Origin of the sequence: Brevibacillus parabrevis (assembly GCF_003710905.1) — a bacterium.
Classification (GTDB): Bacteria; Bacillota; Bacilli; order Brevibacillales; family Brevibacillaceae; genus Brevibacillus; species Brevibacillus parabrevis.
Window position 1 is genome coordinate 185,571 of sequence record NZ_RHHV01000003.1, and the last position, 14,497, is coordinate 200,067.

The 14,497-nt window shown below is 53.2% G+C and carries 13 protein-coding genes; 8 read left to right on the forward strand and 5 right to left on the reverse strand.

Annotated elements, in window-relative coordinates; translation table 11 throughout:
• Positions 1 to 45: 45 nt before the first annotated feature.
• Complete coding sequence (locus tag EDM60_RS02440; RefSeq protein WP_122962537.1) at positions 46 to 687, reverse strand: thiamine diphosphokinase; 642 nt, start codon at positions 685 to 687, stop codon at positions 46 to 48.
• A gap of 18 nt (positions 688 to 705) precedes the next feature.
• Positions 706 to 1,149 carry a 2Fe-2S iron-sulfur cluster-binding protein gene (locus EDM60_RS02445; protein WP_122962538.1) on the reverse strand — a complete coding sequence of 148 codons (444 nt, stop codon included), beginning with the start codon at positions 1,147 to 1,149 and terminating at the stop codon, positions 706 to 708.
• 149 nt (positions 1,150 to 1,298) lie between these two features.
• On the opposite strand from EDM60_RS02445, the gene EDM60_RS02450 reads away from it, so the two are divergent.
• Positions 1,299 to 2,198 (forward strand): GNAT family N-acetyltransferase, encoded by a 900-nt coding sequence (locus EDM60_RS02450; protein ID WP_122962539.1) that lies wholly within the window; start codon positions 1,299 to 1,301, stop codon positions 2,196 to 2,198.
• Between the two features lie 36 nt (positions 2,199 to 2,234).
• Here EDM60_RS02450 and EDM60_RS02455 read toward each other — a convergent pair whose 3' ends face one another.
• Positions 2,235 to 3,044 carry an Fpg/Nei family DNA glycosylase gene (locus EDM60_RS02455; protein WP_122962540.1) on the reverse strand — a complete coding sequence of 270 codons (810 nt, stop codon included), beginning with the start codon at positions 3,042 to 3,044 and terminating at the stop codon, positions 2,235 to 2,237.
• A gap of 198 nt (positions 3,045 to 3,242) precedes the next feature.
• On the opposite strand from EDM60_RS02455, the gene EDM60_RS02460 reads away from it, so the two are divergent.
• Both EDM60_RS02460 and EDM60_RS02465 read left to right on the forward strand, forming a co-directional pair.
• Positions 3,243 to 4,400 (forward strand): THUMP domain-containing class I SAM-dependent RNA methyltransferase, encoded by a 1,158-nt coding sequence (locus EDM60_RS02460; protein WP_122962541.1) that lies wholly within the window; start codon positions 3,243 to 3,245, stop codon positions 4,398 to 4,400.
• Positions 4,401 to 4,446: 46 nt separating this feature from the next.
• Positions 4,447 to 7,149: a DUF4855 domain-containing protein gene (locus EDM60_RS02465; protein ID WP_122962542.1), complete on the forward strand. Its 2,703-nt coding sequence runs from the start codon at positions 4,447 to 4,449 to the stop codon at positions 7,147 to 7,149.
• 72 nt (positions 7,150 to 7,221) lie between these two features.
• Here EDM60_RS02465 and EDM60_RS02470 read toward each other — a convergent pair whose 3' ends face one another.
• On the reverse strand, positions 7,222 to 7,872 hold the full coding sequence (locus tag EDM60_RS02470) for a DUF1643 domain-containing protein (RefSeq protein ID WP_122962543.1): 651 nt from the start codon (positions 7,870 to 7,872) through the stop codon (positions 7,222 to 7,224).
• A 66-nt stretch (positions 7,873 to 7,938) separates the two neighbouring features.
• Positions 7,939 to 9,177 carry an MDR family MFS transporter gene (locus EDM60_RS02475; RefSeq protein WP_122962544.1) on the reverse strand — a complete coding sequence of 413 codons (1,239 nt, stop codon included), beginning with the start codon at positions 9,175 to 9,177 and terminating at the stop codon, positions 7,939 to 7,941.
• Between the two features lie 725 nt (positions 9,178 to 9,902).
• On the opposite strand from EDM60_RS02475, the gene EDM60_RS02480 reads away from it, so the two are divergent.
• The 5 genes from EDM60_RS02480 (at position 9,903) to EDM60_RS02500 (ending at position 14,496) form a co-directional block, all read left to right on the forward strand.
• Complete coding sequence (locus tag EDM60_RS02480) at positions 9,903 to 11,015, forward strand: aminopeptidase (protein ID WP_063228933.1); 1,113 nt, start codon at positions 9,903 to 9,905, stop codon at positions 11,013 to 11,015.
• A 148-nt stretch (positions 11,016 to 11,163) separates the two neighbouring features.
• Positions 11,164 to 12,099, forward strand: coding sequence for an RluA family pseudouridine synthase (locus tag EDM60_RS02485; protein ID WP_122962545.1), 936 nt, complete (start codon positions 11,164 to 11,166; stop codon positions 12,097 to 12,099).
• 183 nt (positions 12,100 to 12,282) lie between these two features.
• On the forward strand, positions 12,283 to 12,903 hold the full coding sequence (locus EDM60_RS02490; RefSeq protein WP_122962546.1) for a YhbD family protein: 621 nt from the start codon (positions 12,283 to 12,285) through the stop codon (positions 12,901 to 12,903).
• Between the two features lie 20 nt (positions 12,904 to 12,923).
• On the forward strand, positions 12,924 to 13,649 hold the full coding sequence (locus EDM60_RS02495) for a polymer-forming cytoskeletal protein (protein WP_229049764.1): 726 nt from the start codon (positions 12,924 to 12,926) through the stop codon (positions 13,647 to 13,649).
• Positions 13,650 to 13,869: 220 nt separating this feature from the next.
• Positions 13,870 to 14,496 carry a TetR/AcrR family transcriptional regulator gene (locus EDM60_RS02500; RefSeq protein WP_063228934.1) on the forward strand — a complete coding sequence of 209 codons (627 nt, stop codon included), beginning with the start codon at positions 13,870 to 13,872 and terminating at the stop codon, positions 14,494 to 14,496.
• Position 14,497: the final 1 nt, after the last annotated feature.

The window sequence follows — 14,497 nt, forward strand, 5'->3', positions numbered from 1 at the left end:
TGCCGCTCGCTTGCAACGAACGGCGCAGATCCTTTTTGCTATGGCTCAGTCTTTGCTTTTGATCACGAGCAGTCGGCCTGTGCGTACATCAATCGTCCCGGTTTGTTCTACCAGTATGTTGCTGATGCCGAGCGTGTCGCCGATTCGCAGCGTGGCGTCTTCCAGCGGGTACATGAATCCGCGCAGCGTAATTCCGGTGACTTCCATCGTCAAAGGCAGCAGGGAAACGTGGGTAAATTGGTCCTGTGAAAGCTGGCAGTGGCTGTTGACCAGGCGGATTTCATTGCGTTCATCGACAATGCGGCAGGAAACCCCTGCCTGCAAGCTTTTGCCAAGCAGATGGACATTGGCGAGAGTGTGGTCGAAGCGGGAGCCGAGCACTCCGAGCAAGACAATTTCCCGGGGCTTTTGCCCGATGGCCCAGGTCAGCGCCATTTCGGTGTCCGTCAAATCTTTCATGACGGGATCGCAAGCGGAGACATCCAGACTGTGGCGTTCGATTTCCGCCATCTCTTCTGCGGTGACCGAATCGAAGTCGCCGATTGACAAGCGTGGCGACAGGCCGTTGCGAACGAGAAACAGCGCGCCGCGATCCACGCCTACGAGCCAGTCGCCTTCGCGTATGTAACGGATGGCCCAGTCACCCAGATTTCCGCCTGCGAAAAGTAGGATGCGTGTAGAGTTCATGCAGTCAGTGGCCACCTTTTACTCTGAAGTAGGAGAGCGAAATGCACTTTGACAAGCGAGCCGATAGCCTGCCGCGAGCTTTTTGTCCAGCTTCTCGTGTTCCTGCCGGGTCGGAGCGGTGAGCAAGTCGTTGCCTGATACGACCAGGACGCTGCATTTTCCGCAATACCCTTGCTGGCATTTGTATGAGAGCGATTGTCCCTGCGTCTGTGCGGCTTGCAGCAGCGTCTGACAGGGAGCTTGCCCGATTGTGAATGTTCGAGAGTTTTGCTTGATCTGCACCTGCTTGTGTCGTGCTTTTGCCGTCGGGATTGGTCTGTTTTGCTTGTTTGGCTTGGCAAAAACCCGGCTGTCTGCTTGTTTGCCCAACTCAGGCAAGTTGGTGTGAACAGGAGTGTAGACAGGTTGCTGTACGGGAGAGCGTCCGGCGATCAAAGAACCGACAGTAAGCTGTTTGCGCATAGGAACCTCCCCGGTAAGTGATTTTTTCCATCTTACCATGTGCGAAGCGGGAGTGACAAAAAGAGATGTTGTGTCGCGTGTAAAAGATTGAATTTTTAGTCATTTTCTATTAAAATAATTTTATCGAAAAAATCATGGAAGGTGATGGCATGATTACCATCAAGCGAATGAGCGACTGTACGTTTGCCGAGGTGACAAAAGCTTGGAACAGAGGTTTTGAAGGTTATTTCGTTTCGATTGTGATGACGGAAGAGATGCTGGTGCAGCGTTTGGGGAACGAAGGGTATGTCATGGGCTTGTCTGTCGTCGCGTTTGATGGAGAAGAGCCGATTGGCCTGGTGGCAAGCGGACTGAGAACGATCGGCGGGAAAAAAGTCGCCTGGAACGGCGGGACAGGCGTCGCTACCGAATATCGCCGTCAAGGAGTGGGGCGGCAGTTGATTGATGCGACGCTTGAGCTGTACAAGGAAGCTGGCGTGCAGGTGGCTACCTTGGAGGCGATGAGCCAAAACAGCAAGGCGATAGCCCTGTATGAGCAAAAAGGGTACGAGGTGGTTGACCGCCTCTTGTTCTGGCAACGAATCGGCCCGCTGCCTGAGCATGCATTCGGTGGGTCGACCAAGCCAGAGTATCGGATCAGGCCGATTGTCACTCAGGAAGTGACTGCGCTGCCGTTCTACGACGGAGATGTCGCCTGGCAAAATCAATGGCAAAGCTTGCGAGACGCACAGGCAGTAATGGTCGAAGACGGAGCGGGGCAGGCGGTCGGGTACGCCTTGTACAAAAGCATGGTAAATGAAGCGGGACAAGTGAGCAACATCGTTTTGCGCCAATGTGTGGCTCAGCCGGGCCACAGCGATGCCCGCAACATTTTGAGCGCCGCTCTCGCCCGCGTGTACGCGCCATACGCATCGGACTGCAAGCGGTCGACCTTCAACTTGCGCGCCTCTGAAGGCTTGCTGCTGGAAATTTTGGAGTCGGCAGGCTTTGGGCCATCGGAAACCGAGCAGGTGTACATGGTCAAGCAGATGGAGACGGCGCAAGAATAACAACAGCTTGATCGGATTCCGCAATCGCTGATTTGCTTATTGCTGGCAATGAGTGCAGAAAAAAACTTTTCGCGAGGATAGCTCGTCTTTTACGATTGGCTGTCCGCAACGCAGGCATGGCTCTCCGCCGCGATCGTACACTTGGCAACGCTCGTCGAACCCGCCTGTCAACTCGTCGGTGCGATACAACGGCTGTTCCATGTAACCGCCAAAACGAATCGCTTCTGCAAGCACTTCCTGCATGGAATGATAGAGAGTGGCTCGCTCTGGCGCAGTCAGTTCGGGGATGCGGCGCGTAGGCAGTATGCGCGCGTGAAAGCAAATTTCGTCGGAATAGCAGTTGCCGATGCCTGCGATCCAGTGTTGGTCGACCATGGCTGTTTTTAAAACTCCGCGCTTTTCTTCCAGCAGCTTTTCAAAGTGGGTCAGCGTGAACTCCGGGTTGAGCGGTTCTGGGCCGAGCGGGGCCAGCTTTTCGTCGATCTGATCGGGAGTGAGCAGGTGCAAGTAACCGAGCCGCAATCCGTGAAAATACAGCACTCGTTCTCCCAAAAAGACAGTTACCTGGGCAGTCCGAGCGAGCTTGTCCTCGGCTGTACCCAAGTAGAGAAAACCGCCCAGCATCAGGTGAAGCAGCAGGACGTGGCCGCTTTGCAAGTGAAACAAGAGGTGCTTGCCGCGCCGCTCGATAAGCGTCAGGCGATTGTTTTGCAAAAGCTGTCCGAACTGTGCCGGGGGCAGATTGATGGTTTTTTCCCGCTGGACGGCTGTTGAGGTGATGACCGCACCGCAGATTTGCTCATGGAGCAGCCTGCGGTACGTTTCCATTTCAGGCAATTCCGGCATGACGATTTCTCCTTTCTCTATAAAGCTGCATTCTATTATGATTTCCAGATCGGATAGCTGGCATGCCCAGCCCGTTGTTTTTATGGCGACGGGTCTTTTCGTATTGTTTTTGCACAAGATTACCAACGATATTGCCAAATCGGGTAATATAGTATAAGGGTAAGCCCCAAAGCAATATGGACGGACAGGAGATTACATATGCAAAAAGTAGAATTGATCGCTACGGCGACTTTTGGATTGGAATCGGTAGTAGCTGAGGAAGTAAAAGCGCTCGGCTATGGCCCGGTTCAGGTAGAAAACGGGAAGGTGACGTTTTCCGCAGACATTTCTGCGATTCCCCGCACAAATTTGTGGTTACGAACCGCCGACCGGGTGCGTCTAAAAATCGGGGAGTTCAAGGCGACTACATTTGACGAGCTGTTTGAACAAACAAAAGCTTTGCCATGGGCGGATTGGATCACGGAGGATGCAACGTTTCCCGTAGAAGGAAAGTCAGTCAAATCGACTTTGTTCAGTGTTCCCGACTGCCAGGCTATCGTGAAAAAAGCGGTCGTGGAAAGTCTGAAAAAGACGTACAAGTGCGAGTGGTTTGAGGAAAAAGGGCCGCTGTACAAAATCGAAGTGGCTCTGCTCAAAGACGTGGCGACGCTGACTATCGACACATCAGGCCCGGGTTTGCACAAGCGTGGCTATCGCGAATTGATCGGTACAGCCCCGTTGAAGGAAACGATGGCGGCGGCGATGATCATGCTGTCTCGCTGGAAGCCGGATCGCGTCTTCATGGACCCGTTTTGCGGCTCAGGGACGATTCCGATCGAAGCAGCGCTCATCGGACAAAACATCGCGCCGGGAATGAACCGGGAATTTGTCTCGGAAGCGTGGCCGATCATTCCGAAAACAGCCTGGAGAGAGGCGCGGGCTGAGACGCATGACTTGGCCAGATACGATCAGAAGCTGGAGATTATCGGCACCGACATGGACGATGAGATCTTGAAGGTGGCACGCCGCAATGCAGCAGAGGCGGGCGTGGATGAATCGATCCATTTTCAGCGCATGGATGTCCGCGATGTACGGACGAAGCGGAAATACGGCTATCTGATTTGCAATCCGCCGTACGGGGAGCGCTTGGGAGAGTGGAAACAGGTCAGCAAGATGTACGGGGAAATGGGGAAAACTTTTGCCGCCATGGATACATGGTCTTTTTACGTCATCACTTCCGATGAGCTGTTTGAGGAGCACTTCGGGCGCAAGGCGAGCAAAAAGCGCAAGCTCTACAACGGAAACATCAAGGTGGACTACTATCAGTTCTTTGGCCCCAAGCCGCCGCGCCAGCCGATGATTTCCCCGACAGAGTAGACAGAGCAAGCCGTGTAAAAGGGGCATATTGGAGGAGAACGTTGTAATGAGAAAGAGAAAATTCGGGAGCAAAGTGCTCTCCGCCTGTTTGTTGCTGTCGACCTTGCTCGTGCAGGCTGTTCCGCCGCTGTATGCGAAAAGCGAGCCGGAGCAGGCGGCACAACCCGGGAAAACAGCGCAAGAAACTGTGGAATTTACCGATTTGGGCAACAGCTATGCGAAAAAAGCCGTCACGCGACTGGCAGGGCTGCAGCTGATCAACGGGCAGGGAGACGGGCGCTTTTATCCGCAAAATACGATGTCGCGCCAAGATATCGCCGTATTGCTGACAAAAGTGGTGGGCCTTCAGCCAGCGGAGATGGAGCAGGCTGTTTTTGCCGACGTGCCAAAAGAAAGTCCGTATGCCTCATTTGTTTACGGACTCGCTGACCTCGGCGTGATCAACGGCAGAAGCGATCAGACGCTTGGCGGAGCTGACCCGCTTACCCGGCAAGACCTGGCCGTAATTTTGGCGAGACTGATGAAGGTCAGCGGCCTCCCCAAAGCCGCGTCGCAAAATATCGTGTACAGCGACGCCGCCCAGATCGCCGACTACGCCAAGGCGGCAGTCGAGGAAGTAAGCAATCAACGCTGGATGCAAGGGGCACAAGGCAAGTTCAATCCTGCTGGCACTGTTACGCGTGCGGAGGCGGCAGTCATTGCGGAGCGCGTGCTCGATGCGCGCTATCAGCAGGCTGAGCAGGTTGATTTCACGGTGGGCAAGAGCCAACTGAGCTTGCTGGCGGGGACGAGCGAGCAGTTGGAGGTCAAGCAGGCAAAAGGAGACAAGCTGCCTTTTACTCCGATCTTTGCTTTTGACCGCCCTGAGCTGGGCACGGTACTGGCAGATGGAACATTCGTTGCCGGGCCGACTCCCGGAAAAGGGAATCTGACGGTAACAGTCGGCTATAAGACCGTAACCGTTCCGGTGGAAATCAAGGACGCAGGCAAGCCGCCTGTCACAACAGAAGAGCCGCCAAAAGGAACGGAGCCTGCGACTTCTGCGGCAGACAGCAACAGCGCGAAAACAGAAGAGGGCAAGGATGCAACAACCGATCCGAAAACATCTGCATCTACAGAGACGACATCGCCAGCGACTGGTGCCGATGCAGCACAGTCAACGGGAGAAGAGGAGGCAGCGGACAAGCCGGCTGAGCAGGACGACCTCGTCAATGTCGCTCCGGGCAGCTTCACATCTGTAGCTACTTTCGGAACGCCAGACTCGTATTTTCAGCAGGTGGAAAAGCAATATCCGGGGCCTGTAGGCGGATTGGTCGCCCCTTCCGAAGAGTGGACAGGGTACAATCGCCAGTTCGGACGCAAGGTGACGGTCGCGCTTCAGGAAGCAAAGCCGTTGGAACGCGTATCTTTGACATTCAAACAGCAAAAAACATCTGGCATCTTGATGCCGGAATACATGGAAGTAGAAGTATCCCGTGACGGCAAAGCGTGGTCGTACGCCGGAAGGGCTGTCCACGATGTGCCTGCTGCGGAAACTCAGCTTGTCTTGCGCACGCTGTCCGTGAGCTTGCCTGATGTGAACGCGCGTTATGTCCGGGTATCGTTCCCGGTATCCGTGTTCGTTTTTGCCCGCCAACTGGAAGTATGGGCGAGTGGCGCAAGCGATTGGCAAGGGGGAGCGGTCCTGTTGCCACCGCCAAGCCCGGCAAAAGGAACAGGCGAACAAAACACAAGACGCCGTGTAGAAAACATGCTGCTCGCTTATTCCGGGGGATACGGAGAGCTTGGAACGTGGACGAAGGAAGATTTTCTGCCAATGGTAGGCTATCGTACGGCTGACGGCTACATGCGTGACCAGATGTTCGACACGATCCTTTTCCTGCCGTATCAGGACATGCCTGTCACGAAAGACGGATGGCGCGGCTATATGAACGACCTGTTCGGCACAGGCAAGCAGCTCGACGCACTGAACCAGGCGATGCGGGAGTACAATCGCCTGCGCGGCACGCTGTACACGACGCCGACCCAGGAAAACGTCGTGCTCGCCCTGCCGTATCCGAACGCGAATCAAAAGGACTTTGGCAAAATCGCCGACAACAAGCCGTCGCTTTCGTTCAATCCTGCGGGCATCGGGGAAGAACAGGCGTATTTGAACCGCAAAGCGGCGTTGGAGTGGTACTTCCAGGAGCTGCAAAAGCGCTGGAATAAGGAAGGCTACGCTTACTTGAAGCTGGAGGGCATCTACTGGTTCCACGAATTGATCGAGGATAGTGCTCCAAAAGAGCGCGCGCTTATTCGCGACATGGCGAGCATGGTTCACAACGAAGCTCTGCGCTTCTACTGGATTCCTTACTTCGGGGCGCCAGGCGTGGCAGAGTGGAAGTCGCTGGCTTTCGACTACGCATTTTTGCAGCCGAATTTCTACAGTGACAAACCAGTGCCGCTCGACCGGATCGAAAGCGTGCTGGATGTGGTCAACAAGTATGGCATGGGCGTAGAGATCGAAGGGGATCGGAAAATGTACAACGATCCGAAATTTTATCAGACCTACTACAACCAGCTCGTCGCTGCCCACAAGCTGGGGATGGACAAAAACAACATCCACGCCTATTACTACGGCTCCAAAACATTGCTTGATTCCGTAAAAAGCACAGACCCAGTCAAGCGCGCCATCTATGATGACACGTACAAGTGGATGCGCGGACGTTTTGACCGGGAAGAGTATTTTGAAGCCAACGAGTTGCCATAGCCGTCCAGAAAAAAAGAGTCTGTTTCCCTGCGAGAACGGGAGACAGACTCTTTTTCCATAAGGCAAAGCTTGCTACACGAAAGAGGAAGGCAAAGTATGTACATTTTGCTGGTAGAGCGCAACCAGGTCGCGCAATAGCGGCTCTTTCATGGCATGCAGCCTCGGACACGGATGATAGTAGTCCTGGCCGTTGGAACAGCGTTTCCCAAAAGCAGGCACGCTGGCCGAGGCGATTTGCTTTTGCCACATGGCTTTTAGTGCGGAAAAATGAGGCCGCGATTTTCTTTGCAAGCAACCCCATCCGAGCATGATCCACGGCTGCTTTCGCAGTTCTTCTCTGGAAGCGAGCTGTGCTTCCAATGTAGTTTCGCCATTCTCCACGAGCTGCTCGAAGCAGGCGATAGCGTCAGAAGCGGACGGGTTTTGCAAGGAAAACAAGTTGAATATATAAAATCTCCCTTCCAGCGGGCGGTTCTGGTAAATCGCTTCCGTAAAGCGAACCAACTGCTGCATGGTCGGGTCGAGAGTGACCTGGCCCATGATGCTTCGGCCAGCGGCGGGCCTTGCCTGGAAAAGAGCCGCCGACCCCGGATTGAGCAACAGAGCACTGCCCAGCGAGCGGGTGACGGAGGCGGGCCCCCATTGAATATAAGTCGAAGTGCGGTAGTTTCGGCCGCGCTCTTCCCGGAAAGTGGCGAATGCCTTAGGCTTAGGCTGATTCATGCTTGCTCCCTCCTCGCAAAGCGTTTCTACTAATCACTATATGCGAGAGAGGGGCTTCTATTACGGCTAGTTCGTCTCTTTGGACGGGATCATGCGGAACAGGACGACGTACAAGTAGGCACTGACCAACGTAAACGCCAAGATCACGCTGAACACGCTGAGTGGCGAGAGCCATTGTGACAGTCCGATTGTAATCGGGGCAATAAAGCGCCCGATCGAAAATTGGAGCGAAGAAGCGCCCATGTACTGTCCGCGCGCGTCCTCCGGCGAATATTTGCTGATGAAGCTTTGTGCCACCGGGGTGCGGATCAGCTCTCCCAAGGTGAGCACGCCCATACAGACGAACAAGAGCCAAATGTTTGTTGTAAACGCCATGAAAAACATGCCGAAGCCGTACAGGATCGAGGAGACAACGAGACTGTTGCGGTCGCTCCAGTGTGCGAACCAGCGTGTGACTGGCAGTGTGAACAGGACGACGAGCAGACCGTTTAACCCCATCAGCCAGCCAAAAGCGCTCGTGCCGCCGACAGTCAGCTTCCAGTCTTTCCAGGCAAACAGCGTTTGGTCAAAGACGTGTTCTTTGATGTACAGCGCCATGTACATGTCGAGCTGCATAAAGGAGATGGCGACCAAAATCCCGGCACCGATGTACAGGGCAAAGACTTTATCCCGGAAAATGACCGCGTAGCTTTTGAATTGCTGGGCCAGCGAGAAGCGTTCCTTGGCTTTTTCCTGGCGAATGTGATCAGGCAGCGTCTCTTTGATCAGGAAAAAGATCGCGAGCCCGAACAGCAGCTCGATGACCGTACAGGCGAGCAGCAGCTCATGACGGTAATGCACGAAAAAGAAGGAGCCGAGGACAGGGCCGGCTACTACCCCGATGTTCATGGCTGTGTAAAAGGTGGCGAAGACAATTCGCCTGTTTTCTTCTGTCGTCAGGTCGGCAACCATGGCAGAGCTGGCAGGCCAGTAAAGCGCGCCTGCAATCCCGATGCCGATAAAAGCGATGTAGTCCACCCAAGGCGAAGGCGAGAAGGCAAACAGGGCAAACATCGACGTCGAGGCAAAGATGGAGAGCAGCATGGTAAATCGCCGCCCGACGCGGTCAGCCAAATAGCCGCCGAACAGATTGGACAGCATCCCGAGCAGCGGGGGCACCATCAATAGCAGCCCGGCTACGTCTTTGCCGAATGTGTCACTGAAGTACAAAGCCATAAACGGAAAGTACATCCAGAAAAAAGTATGAGTGATCAGTTCGCCAAACAGGCGGACTTTCAAGTTCAAATCCCACGCACGCCATTGCATGACACAAATTCCTCCATTCATTGTTCCGTTCAAATTGCAGGCAGGTGCCGTGACCGCGCTTTTTTTCCGAAAAAGAAAAGCGGCTGCTCTTTTTGGCTAAACCTCCCGATGCACGGCTTTTTCACGACTTGGCACACGCGTACGAACAGCGAGGGATAGGATGTTTTCCACAACAAAAAGCGCAAACGGAGCCAGAGCCAGTGCTCTTTTCCGCTTGCGCTTGATCGAACGATACAAGGGTGGTAGGTAAGCCGAAAAACCGGGGAACCAAATAGGCTTTGCACCTGTAAAGAAGGGTACAAAAAACCAAAGGCTCGCACCATATATCGGCACCCGCCAATCTGATCGGGAAAAAGACGGAAGCGGTTCAGGCATCCTGCAGTTTCTAACGATAGGTAGGGTCAGTAAGAGGCAGCGGCCTCTTATCAAAAGGCCCCACCTAAGCGAGAAAAACTACATAAGACACCATGAACTCAACTCCCGTCTTTCAAAATATTTGAACAGGTAAACTCTTGTTGACTAGGATACTCTACGAAAATGATTTTAGGCAAGAGAAATTTTCGCTTTTTTTGGAATTGTACCAAACGGGTCGTTTTTTGACCCGCTTGAGCTGTTCCGATGATATGATAAGCACGAAGCTGAAAACGAAGTCGGCGCGTAATTGAAAAAGTTTCGCCCATTCGGTAAAATATTTTTTATAGGAATCGCGATAAGGGGGAGATTGCATGTTGGATACTCGAATTGTCAAGCTGGCGGAGAACTTGCTCAGCCATTCCGTGCGATTGGAGGAGAAGGAGACGCTGTTGATTGAAGTGCGCGGCGAGGGGCACGCTTTGGCCAAAGAACTGGTCAAGCAAGCGTACGCCAAGGGAGCCTATCCGTTTGTTCGGGTATTGGACCCGCAAATCCAGCGCGAGTTGATGATGGGAGCAAGTGCGGACCGTGCCGCTCATTTGGCAAAATGGGAAGAGCCGATGTTCAAAGATCTCGATACGTACATCGTGATCAATGGCCCGTCCAATGACAGCGAAATGGCAGATGTTCCGGTTGAGCGCCGCCGTGCCCACCAAAGCGTCATGCAAGAGTTGAACGATTACCTCGTAACGAACGTTCGCTGGACGCTGCTCAACTACCCGACGACAGCGATGGCCCAAAGCGCCAATATGTCGACGGAAGCTTTCGAGGATTTTTATTTCGATGTGTGCTCCCTTGACTATAAAAAGATGCACGAAGCGTTTCTCCCACTGAAGGAATTGATGGATCGCACAGACAAGGTACGCTTGGTCGGACCGGGAACGGACTTGCGTTTCTCCATCAAGGATATCCCGAACGTCATTTGCTCCGGACTGCGCAACATCCCGGACGGTGAAATCTTCACCGCGCCTGTGCGCGATTCTGTAAACGGCAAAATCACATTCAACACTGCCACAAGCTATATGGGCACGAAGTTTGAAAATGTGAGCCTGACATTCGAGAACGGGAAAATCGTCGAGGCGACCTCCAACAACACGGAGAAGCTCAACCAAATTTTTGACACCGATGAAGGCGCGCGGTATATCGGCGAGTTCGCGATCGGGGTGCATCCGTACATTTTGAATCCGATGAACGACATTTTGTTCGACGAGAAGATTGCGGGCAGCTTCCACTTCACGCCTGGCCGTGCCTACGAAAATGCGGATAACGGCAACCGCAGCCAAATTCACTGGGATATGGTGAACATCCAGCGTCCTGAGTACGGCGGCGGCGAAATCTGGTTTGATGACGTTCTGATCCGCAAAGACGGCCTGTTTGTCCTGCCAGAGCTGCAAGGGCTCAACCCGGAAAATTTGAAAGGCTAACAGCGAGCGGGAAAACCATCGTGCAATCGCATGGTGGTTTTTTTATGCGCGGATTTGGAGTCGCCGTCAGCAGGGAGGAGGGGAATGGGGCGCTGCAGGCGTCCTTTTGTTACAATAGGAAAAAAAGCATGGAACAGAGGGATTAGCCGTGAGTCGCAAAGACTGGATGGAATACATCGTCAAAGAAGAAGACAGCGGAATGAACGTCGAACAAATTGTCCGGCAAAAACTGAGCGTATCGGGACGAATGATGCAACGGCTGACGAGAAGCAAGGGGATTTTGCTCAACCGTAAACAGCCCTTTTTGCAGCGTCAGGTGAAGGTCGGGGATGTGGTCGCTGTTCGTGTAGTCGATCGGCAGGAGCAGGCAGAGCGGTCCTCGCAGCTTTCTGCACAGCCGTTGCCACCTGCCAGCCACGTAGTTCCGGTCGAAATTTTGTATGAAGACGATCATTTGTTGATTGCCAACAAACCCGCGGGTTTGCTGGTGCACCCAACCAAGCCGGAGCATACCGAAACATTGTTGCATTCGCTGGCTGAGCGGTTTGCGAAAAACGGGGAGAGTGCGAGCATTCATCCGGTGCACCGTTTGGATAAAGACACATCTGGAGCGATTCTGGTGGCAAAAAGCAGCTACGGTCACCAGCTGGCTGATCGGGTGCTGCGCGAAGGGGGCTTGCACCGCGAATACTTGGCGGTGGTTAGCGGGCAACTGCCGCAGAAAACTGGGACGATTGACGCGCCCATTGGCCGCGATCCGCGCCACCCGAGCAAACGGCGCGTGACGAATGACGGAGACCATGCGGTTACCCATTACGAAGTCAAGCAGGCGTCTGAGGGGATGACGCTTGTCCGGGTCTGGCTGGAGACAGGGCGAACACATCAGATTCGGGTTCATTTTGCCCACCTCGGTCACCCGCTGGCAGGCGACACGATGTACGGCGGAGCGAGAGGACTGTTGCGAAGACAGGCTCTGCACGCGGCAAGCCTGCGCTTTTTCCATCCTTTGCTCGAAAAAGAGCTGGTTGTGGAAGCGCCAGTGCCCGCAGATATGAAGCGGCTGATTCAGGCGGAATTTGTCTAGCGAGCTGCTGTATCTCCTGGCAGTTGTCGATGGCATTCAAACGGCAAAGCGCAAAAGCAAGTTGGAACATAGGTGAAAACGAAGCTGGCAGGACTCGCCCTGCCGGTTTTTTTGTCGTACAGAAGAATAGGCAGTTGAATAACGTAACAGTGTTATGTTACATTGATTTTGGAGGTGCTTCACATGGACCCTAATCTCATCTCGAAAAAGGAGCTGCTGGAGCTGACAGGAATATCGTACGGGCAACTGTACCGCTGGAAACGGAAAAACCTGATTCCAGAGGACTGGTTCATCCGGCGCGCCACTTTTACGGGGCAGGAAACTTTTTTCCCGCGTGAGCAGATCATGTCCAGAATCGCCAAAATCGTTCACATGAAAGACGATCTGTCTCTGGATGAGCTGGCAGACATGTTCTCTCCTCATTTGGCGGGGACGAAGCTCACTTATGACGAGCTAGTGGAGCAAAACATTGTTTCTGCTAACACATTGGAGTTGTATACGAAGTATCAGGGCAAGCCGGAAGTGTTCTCTTTTGAACAAGTGTTATACGTCTACGTGCTGAATCGGCTGCTGATTACAGGCGAAATGAGTCTGGATGAGAGCGGCGGGCTTTTGCAAGTGCTGTGCGATCACTATCCGAGCTTTGAGGGCAAGCCTTGCGAATTGATTTTTGTGCGAAAAATGGGGATTTCGACGTTTGTGCTGGTGCCTGGTGCTACAGAGGTACACTTTGACAGCGGCGTGAAAATCGTGTCCCGACTGAATTTGGCTGCATGTATCGAAGAGTTGAAAGCAAAAATGTAGCAGAATAGGGGATGAAGGCGATGAACGAAAACAAACCGGATCTCGTCATTCACGGTTCCGTGAATGCATCGGGTGGCGTATATAACAAAGTGGATGTCCAAGGCTTTGGCAAAATCAAAGGGGATGTGGAGTGCGAGACACTGCATTGTGCAGGGCATCTCAGCATTACAGGGAATGTCCGGGGAGCTTCGGCAAAGGTGGAGGGAAACGCGTCGATCAGCGGCAAGGCTGAGCTGGACACGATCGAAGTATACGGTCAGCTCGACGTGAATGGAGACTTGGCTTTTACCAGGCTGAAGGTCGATGGAAACACGAAAATTCACGGCAGCATGACGGGAGAAGAAGTGAAAGTGCGCGGGATGCTGAAGACGACAGGTGACTGCGAAGCGGAGGTATTTTCCGCAAAAGGCGCTTTTACAGTCGGAGGCTTGCTGAATGCCGGACGAATTGAAGTTCACTTGCACGGCGGTTGTGAGGCCAAAGAAATGGGCGGGGAGTACATCGAGGTTCGCAAGGCAGGGAGCAGTACGCTCAACAAGCTGTTGAAACACATTTTTAACAGTGCGCTGGCCTTGTCTGTAGATAGCGTGGAAGGCGACGAGATTTATTTGGAATACACGCGTGCCAAGGTCGTTCGCGGAAAAAATGTGGAGATCGGGCCGGGCTGCGAAATCGATCTGGTCGAGAGCTCCGAAGACTTTCGTCTCGATCCAGGCTCTCTGGTGAAACAGCATGTAAAACGGTAATGCCGGAAGCGGCCACTCCCACTTTCCCGGAATGCGTCGGGATGTTTTTTCTCAAAAAAACAAGCTTGCGCAGAGCTTGTTTTTTGTTTGGATGATGCGGCAGCAAATTGTTTTTCAAATAGCGCATGCAAGTATTTACATGCATGCATGATCGGGATATAATGTGCGTGGAAAAACAGGAAAATGAAAGCAATTGCTTGCATGGCTTTGGAGGTGCGTTATGGATCAGCCCCATATCGAATACGTTTCTGGAGGGAGGGGTGAGGAGCAAGAGACACGAGAACGGATTTTGTCTGCCGCCCGCCAGTTAATGGCGCAAAAAGGTTATAAAGGAGCAACGACCCGCAAAATTTCTGAGTTGGCCGGAGTCAACGAAGTGACGATTTTTCGCCATTTCAAAACAAAGGTGGCGATACTGGAGGAGCTTCTTAAAGACATTCTCGAAGTGCGGGAGCAACTGGAGCAAGGCTTGCAGGGCGAGTTTGCCAACGTCAAGGAGATGCTCATTACTTATGCCAGGACGTACTATCATTTGCTGGTGGAGCGAAAAGAAATATTGATGATTTGCATCGTCGAAGCGGATAATCACCCGGAGGTCGTCAAGCTGTTCAGCAGCCTGCCGATGACGGCTGTGGAAGTGCTTGGCAACAAGCTCACCGAGTTTCAGGAGCAGGGACATTTGCCCAAGTCTGATCCGTGCACGGCAGCCTTGATGTTCATCTCGACGTTCTTTTATGCGTTCATGGCTAAATATCGGGTCGGTCTCGATGTGCCCATCATCGACGACGAAGAGCAATTGTATGAACATGCGTCAGAAATTTTGCTGCAAGGAATCAGAAGGGTCTAAA